The sequence below is a fragment of the Mesorhizobium sp. P2_A8 genome (assembly GCF_056404935.1).
On sequence record NZ_JBFUDB010000006.1, the window covers coordinates 83,955 to 102,541 of the forward strand.

Below are 18,587 nucleotides of genomic sequence, written 5' to 3' on the forward strand. Positions count from 1 at the left end.
GCCGCCAGAAAGGGCAGGCCGATCAGCCCGCCCGGTTCACTATCCGGAGGCTATGATGACGGCTGGCAAGACAAAGCGCGACTACAGCCTGGTCGGCGAAAGCACGCGGACCGCGATCGAGACCGGGCTGGCCTCGGCCGAATGGTATCACACCGACGTCTCGCGCAAGGCGATGAAGGAGCTGATGCAGCGTTCCGACGGGCCTGCAATCCGCGACACCGTGATCTGGATTCTCGCCATTCTCGGCTCCGCCGCCGGCGGCATCTGGTTCTGGGGTACATGGTGGTGCCTGCCGTTCTTGTTCGTCTACGGCGTGCTCTACGGCTCCTCCAGCGACTCGCGTTGGCACGAATGCGGTCATGGCACCGCTTTCCGCACCCGCTGGATGAACGACGTCGTCTACCAGATCGCCAGCTTCATGCTGATGCGCAATCCGGTGACCTGGCGCTGGAGCCACGCCCGCCACCATACCGACACCATCATCGTCGGCCGCGACGCCGAGATCGCCGTGATGCGCCCGCCGGACCTGTTGCGCGCCGCACTTGCCTTCACCGGTGTCCTCGATTTCCGTTATTCACTGCCGACATTGGTGCGCAACGCGTTCGGCAACCTCTCGCCCGACGAAAAAAGCTTCGTACCCGAGATGGAACAGCCCAAGGCTGTCATCGCCGCGCGCTGGCATGTTGCCATCTATGTCGCTGCGTTCGCGCTGGCGCTCTATTTGTGGTCATTCCTGCCGCTGGTGCTGATCGGCCTGCCGCGCCTCTACGGCAGCTGGCACATGGTGCTGACCGGGCTGCTGCAGCATATCGGCCTCGCCGACAATGTCACTGACCACCGGCTGAACACGCGCACCGTCCACATGAACCCGATCAGCCGCTTCATCTACTGGAACATGAACTACCACGTCGAACATCACATGTTTCCGATGGTACCCTATCACGCGTTGCCGAAGCTGCATGACCTGATCAAGCATGACCTGCCGGAGCCGAACCCTTCGATGTGGCATGCCTATCGCGAAGTCTGGCCAGTGCTCATCAAACAACTCCAGTACGAGGACTATTTCCTCAAGCGCGAGCTGCCACCGACGGCGCGGCCGTACCGGGAGGAGTTCCACGCCCTGACCGTCCCGGCGGCAGCGGAATAAAGTTGCAGGAGAGACAGATGGCCGACTGGGTTGAAGCGTGTGGCATCCATGATGTCGAGGAAGAGGACGTCATCCGCTTCGACCATGGCGGACGCAGCTTCGCCATCTATCGCAGCCCGGACGACGAGTTCTTCGCCACCGACGGGTTCTGCACGCATGAGAAGACCCATCTGGCCGACGGGCTGGTGATGGACGACATCATCGAATGCCCCAAGCACAATGGCCGTTTCAACTACAAGACCGGTGCCGCCAAGGGCGCACCGGTTTGCGTCAATCTCGCGACCTATCCGGTGAAGGTCGAGGCCGGCAAAGTGATGATCCAGATCGGCTGACCCACCGCAGCACGTGACAGAGGGAACCCCTTCGATGAGCCGAAAAAGACCAACCGTCGCCGACCTGCGCGCCATGAAGGGCAAGCGTCAGCTGACCATGCTGCGTGTGCTGACGATGGACGAAGCCGAGGCCGCCGAGCGGGCGGGGGTCGACATCGTCTCGGTGCCGCCCGAACTGGTGCTCAACCCGCAATACCGCGACGCAGCCCCCAGCCTGTTCACCATGCCGGGCGAGAACTTTTTCGAGATCGGCACATCAGACGATTTTGTCCGCTGGGCCTTCCGGCTCTACAAGGCTAGCGCCGACGCGGTCTATTGCAGCGCCGGCTACGCCACGATCAAGCGGATGGCCGACGAAGCCATACCGGTCATCGGCCATGTCGGCCTCATTCCATCGCGCGCCACCTGGACGGGCGGCTTCAAGGCGGTCGGCAAGACCGCCGACACCGCCATGGAGATTTTCGCAGCGGTGAAGCAGTTGGAGGCCGCCGGTGCCATCGGCGCCGAGATCGAAGTGGTGCCGGTCGAGGTCGCGAAAGCAATTTCGGAGCGTACGTCACTGATCATGCTGTCGATGGGGGCAGGGACGGGCTGCGACGCGCAATATCTGTTCGCCGACGACATTCTCGGCCAGAACCGCGGTCACATGCCCCGCCACTCCAAGGTCTATCGCAATTTCGCCGCCGAATATGATCGCCTGCAGGCCGAGCGTATCGCCGCGTTCTCGGAATATGTCGCCGACGTCAACAGCCTGGCCTATCCCGAGGACAGGCACGTCGTGCACATGGACCCGGCCGAGCTACGGCTGTTCCTCGACAAGGTCGGCCGGACGTAAGGCCGTCTGCCAAGGCCCATTGGCGAGCGCGGCATAGAGCGCTTCGGCGTCGATGCCGAGCGGCCGGTCCTCTTTCAGGGCCGGGACGAGCGAGCGTATCGCCGCGTGAACAGCGGTGGTGCGGGGCGCCGTCGTGAACCCGTCGCGCATGTCGATCGCCTGTGCGGCCGCCATCAGCTCGAAGGCAATCAGCCTCCGCCACAGCGCGATCATCCCGGCGCATTTCGCAACCGCCAAAGGGGTCTGCGTGGCATGGTCCTCGACGCCTTCCGAAACGGCCAGAAAATCCAGCATCACCGGATTGGCCTTGTGGCGGATGGCGGCCAGGATCGATGTCGCCGTCTTCTGCAGCGGCACGAAACCCGCCGAGGCGCCGCCGACCGGCGACAAATATTTGGGCAGGCCGTTGCGGCCGGAGCCGGTGAGCTGGATGAAACGGGCGGCACTCGCGGCAGCGCATTGAGCGATCGCCAGGCCGAGCGTCTCGAAGGCGAGCGACAGCGACGCGGTGTGGAAATTGCCGGTCGACAGCACCAGTTCGTCGTCGCTTAGCACCAATGGGTTGTCGCCGGCGGCATTGAGTTCGATCTCGACGGCTTGCTGGGCCTGACCGATCGCCTCGATCAGCACGCCATGGATCGAGGGCATGCAGCGGATCGACAGCGGGTCCTGCAAGGTGGTCGGTTCCGGCACCTCGTCGCGGGCGAGCAGATCGTTGAGGGCTTTGGCGGCTTCCTGCTGGCCTGCCGCCGGCCGCGCCATGTGCAGGCGCGGGTCGAGGATGGTGCGGTTGGCGCCAATGCCTTCCATGGTCAGAGCGCCGGCCTGCTGCTGCTGGGCAAGGGCGGACAGCGCATCCGTTACCACCAGCGCGCCGCCGCCGGCAGACACCGCCGAAGCGTTGATCAGCGACAGCCCGTCCTTGGGCGCCAAGGTGATGGGGCCGAGGCGGGCCATCATCAACGCCTTGACGGCCGGCATGCGCCGGCCCTGATAGTCGGCTTCACCTTCGCCGGTCAGCAGGCGGGCGAGCGCCGTCATCAGCACCAGATCGCCGGCGCCGATTGAGCCGAGCGACGGCATCACCGGGTGGACGCCGGCATTGAGTGCGTCGACCAGGGCGACAAATACGGCAGGCGAAAGGCCGGAGCCGCCGGCTGAAAGCATTGCCGCGCGCGCCACCATGGTTGCCCGCACGCTTTCGACCGGCAGCGCTTCGCCGACGCCGCCGCTGCGTCCTTCCAGCAGCTGGCGCTGGAAGGCGCTGGCGTCGCCCTCTACCGTGGTGCCGAGATTGGCGCCGAGTCCGGTGTTGAGGCCATAGATCTGCTGGCCGGACGCGGCTGCCTGGTCGAGCACTTTTCGCGCCCTCTCCAGCCTGCCGATGACATCAGGCGCGACCTCCACCTTGCGCGCGTCGCGGGCGACTGCGGCGACATCCGCAGTGCCTACGCCGGCTCCGGTGAGGACGAGCGCGCTCATGCGAAGCGTAGTCTCTGGCCGATGCCTTGCGCCTGCGCCTTGGCCAGCATCGCCTTGCCCAACGCAATGTCGGACAGCGACAGGCCGCGGTGCCAGAACAGGATAGTCTCGCTGTCGTTTTCGCGCCCTGCCTTGAGGCCGGCGGCGATCTGGCCGAGCTCGGCATGCAGCGTCTTTTCGCTCAGCCGCCCGGTCTCGACATGGGGGCGCAGCGAGCCGAACTTGCCGCCCTTGCACTGCCCCCAGTCGTCGACGACCATTTTCTGCATGATGTCGGTCAGCGACAATTCCACCGCGCTCATCGTGCCATACGGCACAACCAGCGCGCCGGACTTGATCCATTCGGTCTTCAAAAATGGCTGCGGCTCAGGCAGCCGCGAGGCCTCGACGACGATGTCGGCGCCTTCGATGCAGCTCTTCCAGTCGGCTACCGCCGTCACCGGCTTGCCAAGATCGGCGGAGAGCTTGGCGGCAAAGCCGTCGCGGCTTTCCGGGCGTCGCGAATGGACGCGGATCTCGTCGAAGTCGAAAAGATGGTCGAGCAGGCGCACATTCCAGTAGGCGGTGCCGCGCGCGCCGACATGGGCCAGCACCTTCGAATTCTTCCGCGCCAGATGTTTGGCGCCGATGGCGGTGACGGCGCCGGTGCGCATGTCGGTGATGACGGTGGCGTCGAGGATGGCGCGCGGCGTGCCGGTGCGCGGATCGAACAGATTGAGGATGCCGAATTCCGAGGGCAGGCCGTGCAGGTAATTGTCGACATAGTCGCCGACGATCTTGACGCCGGCGGTGTCGAGCGGCGCGACGTAGCCGCGCAACACATTGAAATGACCGTGGAAGGACGGATCCGGCTCGAGATGAACGCGCGGCTCGATCACCGTCTGGCCATTGCCTTGCGCCACCAGGCCAGCCTCGACGGCGGCAATGATTTCACCATCGGTCATGGCAAGGGCGTCAATGTCGAACGCATTGAGGTAGTCGATATAGATGGGTTTCATCTGCTGCGTGCACTTTCCCCGGTCGCCGCTCATCCATAACAGGCCGCGATGCGACACGAAAGTTTGTTGCGCCGTGTCTGGACGCGGCCGGCCAAATGCTGTTCAAACCGGTCCCGTCATGACTGCCATTCCCGAGACTGAAGCTTTACCCGAAACGGCCACCAATGCGCGGCGCGTGGCGCTGATCGTTGCCCTCGCCTTCTTCATGCAGTTGCTGGATTCGACGATCATCTCGACCTCGCTGCCGCAGATGGGCGCGTCCTTCGGCGTGCCGGCGGTGGCGATGAGCATCGGCATCACCGTCTATATGCTCACCATGGCGGTGTTCGTGCCGCTGTCGGGGTGGCTCGCCGACCGGTTCGGCGCGCGCAACATCTTCCTGCTGGCGATCATCCTCTTCACGCTGGCCTCGCTCGCCTGCGGGTTCTCCCAGAATCTGACCCAGTTCGTCGCCGCGCGTGTCGTGCAAGGGCTGGGCAGCGCGCTGATGACGCCGGTCGGCCGCATTCTCGTCTTGCGCAACGCCTCGAAGTCCGAGCTGCTCAATGCCACGGCACTGATCACCTGGCCGGCGCTGTTCGCGCCGGTGGTCGGGCCGGTCCTCGGCGGCTTCATCACCACCTATCTGTCATGGCACTGGAATTTCTTTATCAACATCCCGCTCGGGGTGATCGGGCTGGCGCTGGTCGCCCGCTTCATTCCCGGCGACCGCGAGGCCGATCCCAAGCCGCTTGACTGGCCGGGCTTCGTGGTGACATCGGCCGGGCTCGCCCTGTTGCTCTACGGCCTCGAACGCATCGCGCACCCTGAGGACGGTGTCCTGCCGACGGTGCTGCTGATCGCCGCCGGCATCGTCATCGGCTGGCTGGCAATGCGCCATCTCAGGCGTGCGCCGCATCCATTGCTCGACCTCTCATCTTTCAAGGTGCTGACCTTCGCCATATCGACGCTTGCCGCCGGCACCATTTTCCGGGTGGCGATCAACGCCACGCCGTTCCTGCTGCCGCTGCTGTTCCAGGTCGGTTTCGGCCTCAGCCCCGTCGATGCCGGCATGATGATCCTTGCCTATTTCCTCGGCAATCTCGGCATGAAGACGGTGACGACGCCGACGCTCCGGCGCTTCGGCTTCCGCTCGGTGCTGGTCGTCAACGGCCTGATCGCCTCGGCGGCGATCGCGGCTTGCGCGGCTATCTCGCCGCAAACGCCGCAAGCGATGGTGGTTGCGCTGATGCTGATCGCCGGCCTGTCGCGCTCGATGCAGTTCACTGCCCTCAACACGCTGGCCTTCGCCGACATCGACGCGGCGCAGCGCAGCTCGGCGGCAACACTGTCCAGCATGTTGCAACAAGTGGCGATGCTGTTCGGCGTCGCGGTGGCGGCGGCGATCCTCAACCTGTCACAGATCGCCAGGGGCCGGCCGGCGCTCGACCTCGTCGATTTTCGAATCGCCTTCCTGGCGATCGGCGCCATCGGGCTGGTGGCTTCGTTCCGCTTCCTCGCGCTGCCGCCGGGTGCGGGCGCCGAGGTTTCAGGCCACGCGCCGAGGAATTGAAATCGAATTTTCCGCCTGATGCGGAGATAAGTTCCGCTCTGTCCTTTCTTCTTGGTGTTGAGCTTTCGCGAGCTGCCGCTATGGCGCAAGCAATTGCCAAAAATGCAGGCTTTTCCGCGCATTGCGCCAGTTTTGGCAATCGATGCGTCCACCCGGTGGATATCGCCGCCGAGCGGGCTTCTGAACGCGGATTCATTTGACGAACCGGCTGTGGGCCGATTAGCTTTCTTTCCCAGGGATGGCAGCGCTGCCATCGGGGCACACGCAGACATGAACACGATCGGCTGGCCGAATTTCAGAAGCCTGAATCAGGAAGGTATTGTCTTTGCCATCGCGGTGGTGCTGTTCGTTGCTGCCGCCATCGGTCTGCCGGGCTTCCTCGACCCCAACAATCTCGTCGCCATCGTCCGCTCGGTATCGGTGCTCGGCATACTGGCGCTCGGCATGGCGGTCGTCATCATCGGCCGGGGCATCGACCTGTCCGCCGTGGCGATCATGGCGATGTCGGTTGCCTGGTATCTGCAACTTCTGAATTCGGGAACAGCCGACGGGCTGGCCTTCGCCTATGTGCTGGCCGGCGTGCTCGCCATCGGCCTGCTCAACGGCTTCCTCGTCGCCTATGCCGATGTGCCGGCGATCTTCGTGACGCTGGCGACAGGCTCCTTCGTCTTCGGCTATGTGCGCTCGCAATTGATCACGCAGGATGCCGTGCCGGTGCCGCAGGGCCATTGGGTCGAGCTTCTCGGCGGCCTGCGCTTCCTCGACATTCCCATCGAGGTGTTCGTCTTCGCCGGCCTGGCTTTCCTGTTCTTCCTGTTCCTGCGCTACACCAAATGGGGCCGCTACATCTATTTCGCCGGTGACAATCCGGTGGCGGCGCGCAACATCGGCATTCCGGTGCGGCCGATGCTGGTGCTGCGCTACGTGCTGTCTGCCTTCGTCGCGCTGATCGCTGGCCTGCTGACGGCAGCCAGCCTGCATTCGATCAACACCCGCGTCGTCAACTCGACGCTGCTCTACGACATCGTGCTGGTGGCGGTGATCGGCGGCATCGGCCTGTCCGGTGGGCGGGGCGGGGTGCGCAATGTGCTGGTCGGCGCGGCGCTGATCGGCATCCTCTTGAACGCCATGACCATCATCGACATTCCGCTGCTCTACCAGAACCTGATCAAGGCGGCGATCCTGCTGGGGGCGATCATCGTCGACGGCATCATCAACCCACGTGACGAACAGACCGCGCAGCAAGGCGATATCTAAACCAAACGCGGGCGGTTGGGGCCGTCCGTGGAGACCAACAGCAAACAGAGGATGTGACATGAAACTGATCAAGACACTCATGGCCGCCGCCACGGCGCTTGCCGTTACCGCCTTCGTGGCGCCCAGCTTTGCCGCCGACGATCCGGGCCCGGCCGCCTATGCGCAGGCGCTGAAGGGCAAGCGCGTCATGCTGGTGCCGCTGGCGATGGGCTTTGACCTGGCACAGGGCTGGTCACACTATCTGAAGACCGAAGTCGAGGCCTGGGGTGGCGTGTTCGAGACGCGCGACCCGAACTGGGTGGTCGATGCCGGCGCGCAGGCGATCACCGACGCCATCTCGTCGGATACCAGGCCGGACGTGCTGATCATCCACGCGCCGGACCTCAACTCCTATTCCAAGCTGATGAAGAAGGCGCAGGCCGCGGGCACCTATGTGCTGTTGGTCGACAATCCGGCCAACTTCCCCGCCGACGCCTTTGTCGGCAGCGACTGGGACCGGCTTGGCCAGCTCGAGGCGGAAGCGGCGATCAAGGGCTGTGGCGAAAACTCGTCGAAGAAGATCGGCCTGGTGCAGGGCGACCAGGCGAACTCCTCCAGCCTCTACCAGTATGCCGGCATCATGAAGGTGCTGGACAAGCATCCCGACTTCAAGGTGGTGGCCAAGCCCGACTCCAACTGGGATGCAACGACCTCGCGCAACGTGACGACAACGATGCTGCAGCAGAACCCCGATATCTGCTCGATCATCGACTTCTGGGATGGTGACGCAACCGGCGCCTCCGCCGCGATCCGCGATGCCAAGCTCGAGGGCAAGGTGTTTCTGGTCACCACCGGCGGCGGCGAGAAGACCGCCGATTGCGACAAGCTGCAGGATGGCACCTATGGCGCCGTGGTAATGACCGATCTTGCCCGCCAGTCGGGTGACATGAACGCCATCATCAAGTTCCTGCTGCAGAGCGGCCAGCCGGCCGGCACCTCGCACACCTACATCTACACGCTGGAGAAGGCGACGACCAAGGCGGACCTCAAGCCCGACAGCTGCTGGGACCTGAAGGCGCTGCAGGCCGAAGCGGCGGCGAAATAGACCGATCCTTGCCAACACCAATCAACGAGGTGGCCGGATTGCCCGGCCACCTCTTTCTCTTGCAGCAGTGACCTGATGTCCTTTCGCGAACGCCTGCAGTCCTGGCGCTACAATCTCGTGCCCGACCATCTGGTCGGCGAGATCCTGACCAAGCGCTGGACCGACAACGCCATTCCGTTCCTGGCGCTGGTGGTGACATTGGCGACCTTCGGCTCGATCATTCCGGGCTTCTTCAAGCTGACCGCGCTGCAGGAATCGACCCGCCAGCTTGGCGAGTTCTCCATGGTCGTCACCGGTATGACGGTGGTGATGCTGGGCGGCGGCATCGACCTGTCGGTCGGCTCGATCTTCGCACTGTCGTGCTTCTCGGCCGTTTATGTCTTCTTCATCCTCGGACAGTCGATCTGGCTGGCGCTGGCCGCCTCGCTTGCCACCGGCCTCGTGTTCGGCGCCATCAATGGCTATCTCGTCGGCTACCTCCGCCTGCGCGCCTTTCTCACCACGCTGGTCACCTTCATCTTCGGGCGGGCGCTGTTCGATATCCTCGTCACCACCTATGCCGCCGATGTGCAGCTTTCGACAGCTACATCGGATGTACTCGACTTCATCGGCGACAGCACTTTCTGGGGCCTGTCCGTCTCGGTGTGGCTGGCGATCATCCTGGCTATGGTCACCCACATCGCCCTGACGCGTTCGCGGCCGGGCTGGCACGTACTGGCGGTCGGCGGCTCGAGGCGCTCGGCGCACAATGCCGGTATCCGCGTGCGCCGCACAGTATTCATGACCTATGTCTTTTCCGGTTTCTGTGCCTCGATCGGCGGTTTTCTCATCGCCTGCCGGCTGAGCGGAGCAGGGCCGGGGACCGGCCTCAACCTCGAGATCATGGCGCTGACGGCGGCGGTGGTCGGCGGCGTGAGCCTCGGCGGTGGCCGCGGCTCTGTGATCAAGGGGCTGATGGGCGCGATCATCGTCTTGACCATGACCAACGGGCTGATCCGGCTGGGCTACGGCACCGGTACCAACCAGATGGTGCTGGGCATCATGCTGGCGGTCGCGGTGACCATCGACATCCGCTGGCTGAAGAACCGCCACAAGGTGCTGAACGAGGTCTATGTCGCGCCGGTCTATCTCAAGATGGGCGCGACCCAATCGGCCGCGCCCGGCTCAGGCACGCCTTACGAACTCGACAACCGGTTGTCTGCCGCCGACCATATAGGGCTTGGCGAACTGGAAGGACCGGAAGATGTCATTCTCGACCGCGACGACCATCTCTATTGCGGCACGCGCCATGGCGAGATCGTCCGCTTCTTCGCGCCGGACTATGTCAAATCGGAAGTGTTTGCCCACATCGGCGGCTTTCCGCTCGGCCTTGCCTTCGACAAATCAGGCAATCTGATCAGCTGCGTCGGTGCCATGGGGCTCTATTCCGTCTCGCCGGATCGCGAGGTGAAACGCCTGTCGGCCGAGACGTCGCGCTCGTGGACCTCGATCGTCGACGATGCGCGGCTGCGCGACCCCAACGACTGCGACGTCGCACCCGACGGCCGCATCTATTTCACCGACTCGACCAAGCGCTACGACGCCCATGACTGGGCGCTGGACTCGATCGAGAACCGCGCCACCGGACGGCTTTTGGTCTACGACCCGAAGGACGGATCGACGAAGACGCTGCTCGACGGCTACCGCTACACCAACGGTGTGTGCATGGCGCATGACGGCAAGTCGCTGTTTTTCGCCGAAAGCTGGGCCTGCCGCGTGCATCGCTACTGGCTGGAAGGGCCGAAGGCGGGCACCGCCGAATGCGTCATCCGCGACATGCCGGGCTACCCCGACAACATCAACCGCGCCTCCGACGGCAACTACTGGATGGCGTGGCTCGGCATGCGCACGCCGAGCTTCGACCTGTCGTTGCGCCACCCCGACATGCGCAAGCGCATGACGCGCCGGCTGCCGCAGGACGAATGGCTGTTCCCCAACATCAACACCGGTGGCGTGGTGAAGTTCAACGAAAAGGGCGGCATCATCGAGGCGATGGGCGACCTCACCGGCGGCGCACACCCGATGGTCACCTCGATGCGCGAGCACAAGGGTTATTTGTTCGTCGGCGGCATCCTCAACAACCGCATCGGCCGCTACAAAATCGCAGGCGCCGACCCGAACTGGACCAGTCCCGCTTCGTATTGGGGAGCAAAACCATGATCCTCGATCCGGTGCTGGACCTTTTTCGCAGCAAGGCGGTGACCATTCCGCCGCTCGATGGGGCCTTCCGCCCCAACACGCGGCTGGATGACGCGCCGGCTTTCACTGAGCTGACCGAGCCGGACAATCTGTTGATTTCCAGCGACAGGCTGTTGTCCTCCAGCGGCAACGCCATCTTCGCGATTGCTGCCGGGGCGGAGCCAAGCGTGGTCGAGACTTTTCCGTCTCCGGTCACGGCGCTGACGCTCTCGCCATCGGGTGAACTGACGGTTGGGTTGGAGAGCGGCAGGCTGCTGACTGGCGGCAAGGAGGTTTCGCTGCCTGCCGGGGTCCGTTGCATCACAGCACTTGCCTATGCCGACGACGGCACGCTGTGGCTAGCCAATGGTTCGGCCGAGCATACGCCGTCGCAATGGGCCGCTGACCTGATGAAGAAGGGCGCGTCTGGTTCGCTTTGGAAGCTGGACGCGGCGGGCGGCAACTTCCACAAGGTGGCCGGCGACATCGCCTACCCCTATGGGCTGCATTCGATGGGGCGGGATGTGCTGGTCAGCGAAAGCTGGCGTCACCAACTGGTGCGGTTTGACGGCGTGACCGGCAACCGTTCGACGGTGTTGACGCATCTGCCCGGCTATCCCGCGCGGCTATCGCCGGCGGCCGATGGCGGGGCGTGGCTGACCTTGTTTGCGCCGCGCAACCGGCTGATCGAGTTCGTGCTGCAGGAGACGCACTACCGCCAGGACATGATCGAGCAGGTGCCGCCGGCCTATTGGATCGCGCCGGCGCTGGCCTCCAGCCGCAGTTTCCTCGAACCGCTGCAATGCGGCGGCATCCGGACCATGGGCATCCACAAACCGTGGTCGCCAAGCCGCTCCTACGGGCTGGTGGTCAGGCTCAACCGCAACATGCAACCGCAATTCAGTCTGCACAGCCGCGCCAACGGCACGCGCCACGGCATCTGCAGCGTCGCCGAAAAGGACGGCCTGCTGTTCGTCGCCTCCAGGGGCGGCGACTGCGTGCTGTCCGTCGCCACGGGGGGCTTCTGATGGAACCGATCGTTCGTCTGGAGAACGTCACCAAGACTTATCGCGGCGTGCCGGCGGTGAATAACGTCAACTTCGAGCTGCGTAAGGGCGAGATCCGCGCGCTGCTCGGCGAGAATGGCGCGGGTAAGTCGACGCTGACCAAGATCATTGCCGGGGTGGTCGACGCCACCTCCGGCAAGATGTTCCACAAGGGCCAGGAGATCGCCTACGCCTCGCCGCATGCAGCGCTTGAGGCCGGTATCGCCATGGTGTTCCAGGAGACCAGCCTGGTGCCGTCGATGACGGTGGCGCAGAACCTCTATCTCGGCACCGAAAAATTCCTCAACCGGCTGCGCGGCACCTACATCTCGGCGCAGCAGTTCCTGCAATCGCTGAATTTTCCGGTCGACCCCAACGCCATGGTGGCGACGCTGGGTGCGGCCAAGCGGCAGATGGTCGAGATCGCGCGCGCCGTCCACCACAATGCCGAGATCATCATCTTCGACGAGCCGACGGCGACGCTGACGCCGGAGGAGAAGCGGCACTTCTTCGCTCTGATCCGGCGGCTGAAGGCGAGCGGCGTGTCGATCGTCTTCATCAGCCACGCGCTGGAAGAGGCGCTTGATATCGCCGACCGCATCACCATCCTGCGCGATGGCGAACTGGTCATCACCGACGACACATCGACCTTCGACCGCGACCGGATCGTCGCCGCCATGGTCGGGCGTACGCTGTCAGGGCAGATCTATCGGCAACGCGACGAAGCGAAGCTGCGCAAGGCCGGCAAAAAGGTGCTGTCGGTGCAGGACATCTCGATGAGCAATGTCGTGCGCAACAATTCGTTCTCAATCTTCGAGAGCCAGATCACCGGCGTGTTCGGGCTGATCGGCTCGGGCCGCACTGAGACGTTCAAGATCGTTTCCGGCATCTACAAGCGCGATTTCCTGCGCGGCGGTGCCATCGAACTCGACGACAAACCCGTGCGCTACCTCGTGCCGAGCGAAGCGGTGGCCGACGGCATCGTCTACGTCACCGAGGACCGCAAGAGCGAAGGCATTTTCGAGACGATGGGCATTGCCGAAAACCTGTTCGGCGGGCTGCTGGCGGCGGGCCGCGAAAAGGCCTGGGTGATCAACCAGCAGGAGATGCGCGCGCTGTCGGCCGAATGGACCAGGACGCTGAACATCAAGGCGATCAACGACAATGCGCGTGTCGTCGAGCTGTCCGGCGGCAACCAGCAGAAGGTGGTGATCGGCAAGGGACTGGTGCAGGAGCCGCGCATCGTCATCTTCGACGAGCCGACGCGCGGCGTCGATGTCGGCGCGATCGCCGAAATCCATCAGATCATCAACCGGCTGGCCGACGAAGGCCTCGCCGTCGTCGTCATCTCGTCCTATCTGCCGGAAATCATGAACCTGTCCGATCGCATCCTGGTCTGCAGGCAGGGCCGCATCGTCGAGGAATTCTCACCGGCGGAGGCGACGGAGGAGAAGATTATGTATGCGGCGGTGCATTAGATTCAGGTGAGGCCGGCCTGCAAATGGCGGCTCCCTCCGCTTCCGGTGCTCACGTACGAAAAGTACGCTCCGCTCCGGTTTCTCGGAATCCACCATTTTCGACTCGGCCTGACCTGAATCGTTACGCTGCCGCTAGAAAGCTGAATCATCCAAATGGATTGGCCGCGATTGCTTAAGGCCTGATTCAATGCGCTCACACGACGATTCAAATGAAAGGACGACATCATGGCCACCACAAGACTTCTGAGCGATGCCGAGGTGGAGAAAATCCCGGCCGTGAAAGCCGTATTCGACGACATACGCGCTACGCGCAAATCCGATTTCGTCAACAATTTCTGGCGCGGGCTGGCCAATGATCCACCGGCGCTGAAGCGGATCTGGGAACAGCTGAAGGTGGTGATGGTCGCCGACAGCGCCATCGATCCGCTGACCAAGGAGATGATCTATATCGCGGTGTCGACCGCCAATGGCTGTTCCTACTGCGTCCACTCGCACACCGCCGCCGCTCGTGCGAAAGGCATGACCGATGCACAGCATGGCGAACTGGTGTCAATCATCGGGTTGGCCGGGCAGACCAACCATATGGTCACCGCGATGCAGATCCCGGTCGATCCGCAGTTCGAGGTGAAGTGAGGGCGGCTGCTTTCCGGGGCTGGAATTTCCATGGACAAAAGCACCAGATTTCCAACCTCGCTCTCTGGCTACGAGATTGAAGGCCTGATTGGAATTGATGCTCCACGACTGGTGCCGCTGTATCAGGGCTGCTCGGACTATGTCGTGCTGGAACGGGGCGAGCCGCCCAACGCTGCCAGTGCAAAGGAGGAATTTGAGAACTTTCCACCGAACCGGACGGAAGCCGACAAGTTCGTATTCGGGGTGAAGGCAATCGATGGCGAATTTGTGGGCTTGCTGGCCTGCGACCGCAACTATCCGCGAGTGGAGTGTTGGTGGATCGCATTGTTCATGATCGACAAAGAACTTCGCGGAAGAGGGTTGGGGCGAGCACTGTGCGACGACTTTTTCAGGTGGCTGAAATCCCAGAACGTCAAGTGGGTGGAACTCGGCGTGCTCGCAGAAAATGAGCAGGCTCATCGCTTTTGGCGGCGGCAAGGCTTCAAGCTGGTGCGGACGGCGGGACCAGTCAGCATTGGGGCAAAACGGCATATGGTCCAGGTTTTAGGCCGGCCGTTGTGAGCATATTCATCACAGGCGCTGAGCCACCTTCTTGAAATGAGAAGGGAAGGCGTGCGCTTATGTCGGCCGATACACCTTCTCCGCAGTGTTCCAGAAGATATCCGCCTCTGCCGCCGCGCCGTGTTTCGCCACCGCCGCGCGATGCGCCTTGGTCAGCTCGGCATGGCTGGTCCACAGTTTCTCGACCGGGAAGTTCGAGCCGAACATCAGATGGTTCGCGCCCAGGATGTCGATCGTATTGTCGACTATGTAGGCGATCAGCTCTGGGTCGTTGCGGTGGACGAAGGTGCCGAGGCCAGACAGCTTGGCGTAGAAATTGGGCGCGGACGACAGCGTGCGCAGGCCTTCCTTCCAGGCCGCGGTGGTTTCCGGCTCCATGTCGGTCAGCATCCCGGCGTGGGTGAGGATGAAATTCGTCTCGGGGTTTTCGCCGACCAGCGTCAGGCCGTCTTTCATCTGGGCGGGGAAGAGCTGCAGGTCGAAGGAGAGACCATAGTCCCTGAGTCGCGCCACATTGGCGCGCACCTTGGGGTCGATGACCTGATCAGCCGAAGCGGCGAAGCGGAAGGCCGGCGTCTCGTGCCAATGCAACTGCATGCGCACGCCGCGCAGCAACGGATATTTTTTCAACCTGTCGATCTGCGGCCTGACATCGTCCACGGTCATGTCGGTATAGCCGACAATGGCGTGCGGCCAGCCGGTCTCGTCTGCGGTCTTCTGCAGGAAGGCGACTTCCTTCTCGAAATCCTCCTTGGCCCAGTTGGTCTGGACATAGACGGCCTTCTCGACGCCAGCGCCCTTCTGGTCGGCGAGGAATTCCTCGATCGGGTAGTCGCGGCGGATCGGCTCGTAGGGGCCGAAGATGCGCGGCACCATCGGCCCGACCAGCCAGGGCTGGTCTTGCTGGCGCCAGATGTGGAAATGCACGTCGATTGCTTTCTGCATCACGAAACCCTCTTCCAGATTGCCGCCGCCGCCGGGGCTGGGCGGGCGAGCGACAGGATGAAATCGGTGAGGCCCTTGAGCGAAGAACCGTCGATGAGATCGTCGAGCACCGGCAGGATGGCGGTGAGTGCCGCCGTTGCCGGCCGGAAGCGCGGGTCGCCGGCCAGCGGCGTTGCCAGTGAAAGCCGGAAGGCACGGGCGCTCAGCCGGCGCATCGCCGTCTCCAGTTCGGCGTGGTCGCCGCGCTCCAACGCATCCGAGAGGATGACGACGGCAGCCCCGCGGGCGAAGGCGGAAAAGCGCGGCACCGAGAGGAAGGCGAGCAGCGTCGGCCCCATGCGGGTGCCGCCATCCCAGTCGTCGACCTGGGCTGCTGCGCGGGCCAGCGCCTGGCCGCGGTCGCGAACACGAAGCGCCGTGGTGATGCGGGTCAGCCGCGTGCCGAAGGTGAAGATTTCGGCGCGGTCAGCACCCTGCACGGCGGCATGCGCGAGTTTCAGATAATCGGATGTGTGCAGCCTCATCGAGCCGGAAACGTCGATCAGGATCAGCAGCTTGCGCGGCACGGTCTGGCGGCGGCGCAGCAGCGGCCAGGGCACGTCGCCATCGGCGCTGACGATCTCCCTGAGCGACCGGCGCAGGTCAAGCTTGCCGCCCGAGTGGGTGCGCACGGTGCGGAAGGAGCGGCGGGCGGGCAGGGCGCAAGCGAGCTTGTGGCGAAAGGCTGCCAAGCCATCGATGTCGCGCTGGAAATCGCGGGTGCTCAACTGTTCGGCGCCGGAGGTCAGCTCGCCGCCTTTCTGCTGGCTGATCACCTCGACCTCTTCCTGGCTCGCGCCGCCATCGTCCTTGATGCGGGTTTCCTCGTCCGCATCGCCTTCGACCACCGCAGATGCGTTGCCATAAAAATGGCTCTGGAAATGCGCCTCGAATTCCTCGCGGCGGTCGGGCGGCGGCGCCAGCGTGGCAAGGGCTGCCTCGCGGATGTCGGCCATCGAGCGCGGCCCGAGCAATGTCACCGCCTGCATGAAGCGGGACACCTGCTCCGGCGCGACGGCAAAGCCGTAGCGGCGCAGCAGCCGGCCGAAGCCGAGGAACGGCGTGGCCGCGCGGGGCATGGCGCTCACGCCAGTGCCTCCTCGACAATCCGGCCAAGCTCCGGCGCGATATAGGAGAGGTCTTCCTCGTCCTTGATCAGCACGCCGATGGCGCGGCGGAAGGCTTCGGGCCATGGGCTGCCGCCTTTTTCCAGAATGGTCGCGGCGTTGGCCCATTCGACAGCCTCGGCGATGCCGGGCGGCTTGGCCAGCGGGCGGGCGCGGATGGTCTGCACGGCTGCCGCCACCGCGCGTGCCGTCGTCTCGGCAACATCGCCGGCGCGCAGCATAATGATGGCGGCCTCGCGCTCGGCGTCGGGATAGCCGATCCAGTGATAGATGCAGCGCCGGCGCAGGGCCTCGGCGAGTTCCCGGGTGCGGTTCGAGGTCAGGATAACGACCGGCTGCGCGGTTGCGCGGATGGTGCCGCGCTCGGGAATGCTGATCTGGAAATCGGAGAGGAATTCCAGAAGCAGCGCTTCGAACTCATGGTCCGAGCGGTCGATTTCATCGACCAGCAGCACACGCTGATCCGGCGCCTTCAGCACCTGCAGCAGCGGCCGGGCGATCAGGAAACGGTCGTCATAGATGTCGATCTCGTGCTCGCCGGCGTGGCGTATGGCGAGCAGCTGGCGCTGGTAGTTCCATTCGTACAGTGCATGCGCGGCGTCGATGCCCTCGTAGCATTGCAGCCGCACCAGATCGCGGCCGAGCAGCTGCGCGATCGCCTTGGCCGCTTCCGTCTTGCCGACGCCCGGCGCGCCTTCGAGCAGCAGCGGCTTGCCCAGCCGAATGGCCAGGAAGATGGCGGTCGCCAGGCTTTCATCGGCCAGATAGCGCGAGGCGGCGAGGTGCTCCGCCACCGCCTCCGGCGAGGCTGCCGATGTCTGGGCGTTCACCTCAGGCATTTCGATCACTCAGTTCGCCGCTTGCGCCTTGAGCGCGCGCAGGATGCGCTCCGGCGTGATCGGCAGCGTATCGATGCGCACGCCGACGGCGTCGAAGACGGCATTGGCGACCGCTGGTATCTGCGGATTGGCGCACATTTCGCCCGGCCCCTTGGCGCCATAAGGCCCGTCGGCCGACGGCCGCTCGAGCACGATGATCTCGGTTTCGGCAAGGTCGCCCGGCCCCGGCATCAGGTACTGGTTGAAGTCGGTGCCACCATGGTCGCGGTTGGGGTAATAGGGCTCGGTCGTCTCATAGAGAGCGTGGCTGATGCCCATCCACGAGCCGCCGACCAGCTGCTGTTCGACCATTTTCGGATTCAGCGCGCGGCCGATCTCGAAGATGTTCTTCACCGTCAGCACGGTGACCTCACCGGTCTCGTCGTCGACCTCGACCTCGGCCACCGTGCAGGCGTGCGCATAGCAGGTCGACGGCTTCATCGCGCCGGTCTCTTTCTCGGGATAGGAGCGCGGGATCAGGAACATGCCGCGTCCCGAAATCGAGCGGCCGCGCTTGAAGTGCGCCGACAGCGCGACATCGAAGATCGAAATCGATTTCTGCGGCGCGCCCTTGACCAGGATGTTACCCTGGCCGTCGGTCTCGAGGTCGGAGGCGTTGACCTCCAGCTCCTCGGCGGCCACTTCCAGCATCACCTGGCGGGCTTCCTTCGCCGCCTGGATGACGGCGTTGCCGGCGCGGTGGGTGCCGCGCGAGGCGAAGGTACCCATGCAGTGCGGGCCGGTGTCGGTGTCGGCTGTGTCGACGACGACGCGGTCGGTCGGCACGCCGATCGTCTCGGCGCAGATCTGCGCCATGATCTGCTTCATGCCCTGGCCGAGATCGACCGATGACAGTGTCACCATGAAATTGCCGGTCGGTGTCGAATGCACCAGCGCCTGCGTCGGGTCGCCACCGAGGTTCATGCCCGTCGGGTAGTTGATCGCGGCAACGCCACGTCCGCGCCTGATCGCCATC

Annotated in this window: 17 protein-coding genes; 11 read left to right on the forward strand and 6 right to left on the reverse strand. The window is 64.1% G+C overall.

Annotation, left to right across the window (positions count from 1 at the left end):
- Positions 1–52: 52 nt before the first annotated feature.
- The 3 genes from AC1D10_RS18585 to AC1D10_RS18595 are packed head-to-tail and all read left to right on the forward strand — an operon-like array spanning position 53 to position 2,314.
- Positions 53–1,147, forward strand: a complete 1,095-nt coding sequence (locus AC1D10_RS18585; RefSeq protein ID WP_477274334.1) for a fatty acid desaturase family protein — start codon at positions 53–55, stop codon at positions 1,145–1,147.
- Positions 1,148–1,164: 17 nt separating this feature from the next.
- Positions 1,165–1,479: a MocE family 2Fe-2S type ferredoxin gene (locus AC1D10_RS18590; RefSeq protein WP_477274336.1), complete on the forward strand. Its 315-nt coding sequence runs from the start codon at positions 1,165–1,167 to the stop codon at positions 1,477–1,479.
- A 34-nt stretch (positions 1,480–1,513) separates the two neighbouring features.
- Positions 1,514–2,314 carry a 3-methyl-2-oxobutanoate hydroxymethyltransferase gene (locus AC1D10_RS18595; RefSeq protein ID WP_477274338.1) on the forward strand — a complete coding sequence of 267 codons (801 nt, stop codon included), beginning with the start codon at positions 1,514–1,516 and terminating at the stop codon, positions 2,312–2,314.
- On the opposite strand, the gene AC1D10_RS18600 is transcribed toward AC1D10_RS18595, so the two are convergent.
- A complete protein-coding gene (locus AC1D10_RS18600; protein ID WP_477274340.1) occupies positions 2,279–3,796 on the reverse strand; it encodes an HAL/PAL/TAL family ammonia-lyase in 1,518 nt (505 codons plus the stop codon). The genes AC1D10_RS18595 and AC1D10_RS18600 overlap by 36 nt on opposite strands.
- Entirely contained in the window at positions 3,793–4,794 is a 1,002-nt protein-coding gene (locus tag AC1D10_RS18605; RefSeq protein ID WP_477274342.1) for an ornithine cyclodeaminase family protein, read from the reverse strand. Before AC1D10_RS18605 ends, AC1D10_RS18600 begins: the two co-directional genes overlap by 4 nt.
- A 118-nt stretch (positions 4,795–4,912) precedes the next feature.
- Between AC1D10_RS18605 and AC1D10_RS18610 the strand changes: the two genes are divergently transcribed.
- The 8 genes from AC1D10_RS18610 (at position 4,913) to AC1D10_RS18645 (ending at position 14,622) form a co-directional block, all read left to right on the forward strand.
- Positions 4,913–6,346 carry a DHA2 family efflux MFS transporter permease subunit gene (locus AC1D10_RS18610; RefSeq protein ID WP_477274344.1) on the forward strand — a complete coding sequence of 478 codons (1,434 nt, stop codon included), beginning with the start codon at positions 4,913–4,915 and terminating at the stop codon, positions 6,344–6,346.
- 270 nt (positions 6,347–6,616) lie between these two features.
- A complete protein-coding gene (locus tag AC1D10_RS18615; RefSeq protein WP_477274346.1) occupies positions 6,617–7,603 on the forward strand; it encodes an ABC transporter permease in 987 nt (328 codons plus the stop codon).
- A gap of 58 nt (positions 7,604–7,661) precedes the next feature.
- Entirely contained in the window at positions 7,662–8,687 is a 1,026-nt protein-coding gene (locus tag AC1D10_RS18620) for a sugar ABC transporter substrate-binding protein (RefSeq protein ID WP_477274348.1), read from the forward strand.
- 75 nt (positions 8,688–8,762) lie between these two features.
- Positions 8,763–10,886: an ABC transporter permease gene (locus AC1D10_RS18625; RefSeq protein WP_477274350.1), complete on the forward strand. Its 2,124-nt coding sequence runs from the start codon at positions 8,763–8,765 to the stop codon at positions 10,884–10,886.
- Positions 10,883–11,932 carry an SMP-30/gluconolactonase/LRE family protein gene (locus tag AC1D10_RS18630; RefSeq protein ID WP_477274352.1) on the forward strand — a complete coding sequence of 350 codons (1,050 nt, stop codon included), beginning with the start codon at positions 10,883–10,885 and terminating at the stop codon, positions 11,930–11,932. The genes AC1D10_RS18625 and AC1D10_RS18630 overlap by 4 nt, the downstream gene beginning before the upstream one ends.
- Positions 11,932–13,428 carry a sugar ABC transporter ATP-binding protein gene (locus AC1D10_RS18635; protein WP_477274354.1) on the forward strand — a complete coding sequence of 499 codons (1,497 nt, stop codon included), beginning with the start codon at positions 11,932–11,934 and terminating at the stop codon, positions 13,426–13,428. The genes AC1D10_RS18630 and AC1D10_RS18635 overlap by 1 nt, the downstream gene beginning before the upstream one ends.
- A gap of 225 nt (positions 13,429–13,653) precedes the next feature.
- On the forward strand, positions 13,654–14,061 hold the full coding sequence (locus AC1D10_RS18640; RefSeq protein WP_477274356.1) for a carboxymuconolactone decarboxylase family protein: 408 nt from the start codon (positions 13,654–13,656) through the stop codon (positions 14,059–14,061).
- Between the two features lie 30 nt (positions 14,062–14,091).
- Entirely contained in the window at positions 14,092–14,622 is a 531-nt protein-coding gene (locus tag AC1D10_RS18645; RefSeq protein WP_477274358.1) for an N-acetyltransferase family protein, read from the forward strand.
- 57 nt (positions 14,623–14,679) lie between these two features.
- Here AC1D10_RS18645 and AC1D10_RS18650 read toward each other — a convergent pair whose 3' ends face one another.
- Genes AC1D10_RS18650 through AC1D10_RS18665 form a run of 4 tightly spaced genes read right to left on the reverse strand, consistent with a single transcriptional unit; the run spans position 14,680 to position 18,586 of the window.
- Complete coding sequence (locus AC1D10_RS18650) at positions 14,680–15,567, reverse strand: amidohydrolase family protein (RefSeq protein WP_477274999.1); 888 nt, start codon at positions 15,565–15,567, stop codon at positions 14,680–14,682.
- Positions 15,567–16,685, reverse strand: a complete 1,119-nt coding sequence (locus tag AC1D10_RS18655) for a vWA domain-containing protein (protein ID WP_477275001.1) — start codon at positions 16,683–16,685, stop codon at positions 15,567–15,569. Before AC1D10_RS18655 ends, AC1D10_RS18650 begins: the two co-directional genes overlap by 1 nt.
- Positions 16,686–16,690: 5 nt before the next feature.
- On the reverse strand, positions 16,691–17,572 hold the full coding sequence (locus AC1D10_RS18660) for an AAA family ATPase (RefSeq protein ID WP_477274360.1): 882 nt from the start codon (positions 17,570–17,572) through the stop codon (positions 16,691–16,693).
- 9 nt (positions 17,573–17,581) lie between these two features.
- Positions 17,582–18,586 (reverse strand): xanthine dehydrogenase family protein molybdopterin-binding subunit, encoded by a 1,005-nt coding sequence (locus tag AC1D10_RS18665; RefSeq protein WP_379103644.1) that lies wholly within the window; start codon positions 18,584–18,586, stop codon positions 17,582–17,584.
- Between the last annotated feature and the right edge of the window lies 1 nt (position 18,587).

Bases quoted from the DNA above. Each gene is read 5' to 3' on its own strand.
- AC1D10_RS18585 (WP_477274334.1), top strand. From the start codon at position 53: ATGATGACGGCTGGCAAGACAAAGCGCGACTACAGCCTGGTCGGCGAA.
- AC1D10_RS18590 (WP_477274336.1), top strand. From the start codon at position 1,165: ATGGCCGACTGGGTTGAAGCGTGTGGCATCCATGATGTCGAGGAAGAG.
- AC1D10_RS18595 (WP_477274338.1), top strand. From the start codon at position 1,514: ATGAGCCGAAAAAGACCAACCGTCGCCGACCTGCGCGCCATGAAGGGC.
- AC1D10_RS18600 (WP_477274340.1), bottom strand. From the start codon at position 3,796: ATGAGCGCGCTCGTCCTCACCGGAGCCGGCGTAGGCACTGCGGATGTC.
- AC1D10_RS18605 (WP_477274342.1), bottom strand. From the start codon at position 4,794: ATGAAACCCATCTATATCGACTACCTCAATGCGTTCGACATTGACGCC.
- AC1D10_RS18610 (WP_477274344.1), top strand. From the start codon at position 4,913: ATGACTGCCATTCCCGAGACTGAAGCTTTACCCGAAACGGCCACCAAT.
- AC1D10_RS18615 (WP_477274346.1), top strand. From the start codon at position 6,617: ATGAACACGATCGGCTGGCCGAATTTCAGAAGCCTGAATCAGGAAGGT.
- AC1D10_RS18620 (WP_477274348.1), top strand. From the start codon at position 7,662: ATGAAACTGATCAAGACACTCATGGCCGCCGCCACGGCGCTTGCCGTT.
- AC1D10_RS18625 (WP_477274350.1), top strand. From the start codon at position 8,763: ATGTCCTTTCGCGAACGCCTGCAGTCCTGGCGCTACAATCTCGTGCCC.
- AC1D10_RS18630 (WP_477274352.1), top strand. From the start codon at position 10,883: ATGATCCTCGATCCGGTGCTGGACCTTTTTCGCAGCAAGGCGGTGACC.
- AC1D10_RS18635 (WP_477274354.1), top strand. From the start codon at position 11,932: ATGGAACCGATCGTTCGTCTGGAGAACGTCACCAAGACTTATCGCGGC.
- AC1D10_RS18640 (WP_477274356.1), top strand. From the start codon at position 13,654: ATGGCCACCACAAGACTTCTGAGCGATGCCGAGGTGGAGAAAATCCCG.
- AC1D10_RS18645 (WP_477274358.1), top strand. From the start codon at position 14,092: ATGGACAAAAGCACCAGATTTCCAACCTCGCTCTCTGGCTACGAGATT.
- AC1D10_RS18650 (WP_477274999.1), bottom strand. From the start codon at position 15,567: ATGCAGAAAGCAATCGACGTGCATTTCCACATCTGGCGCCAGCAAGAC.
- AC1D10_RS18655 (WP_477275001.1), bottom strand. From the start codon at position 16,685: ATGCCCCGCGCGGCCACGCCGTTCCTCGGCTTCGGCCGGCTGCTGCGC.
- AC1D10_RS18660 (WP_477274360.1), bottom strand. From the start codon at position 17,572: ATGCCTGAGGTGAACGCCCAGACATCGGCAGCCTCGCCGGAGGCGGTG.
- AC1D10_RS18665 (WP_379103644.1), bottom strand. From the start codon at position 18,586: ATGGCGATCAGGCGCGGACGTGGCGTTGCCGCGATCAACTACCCGACG.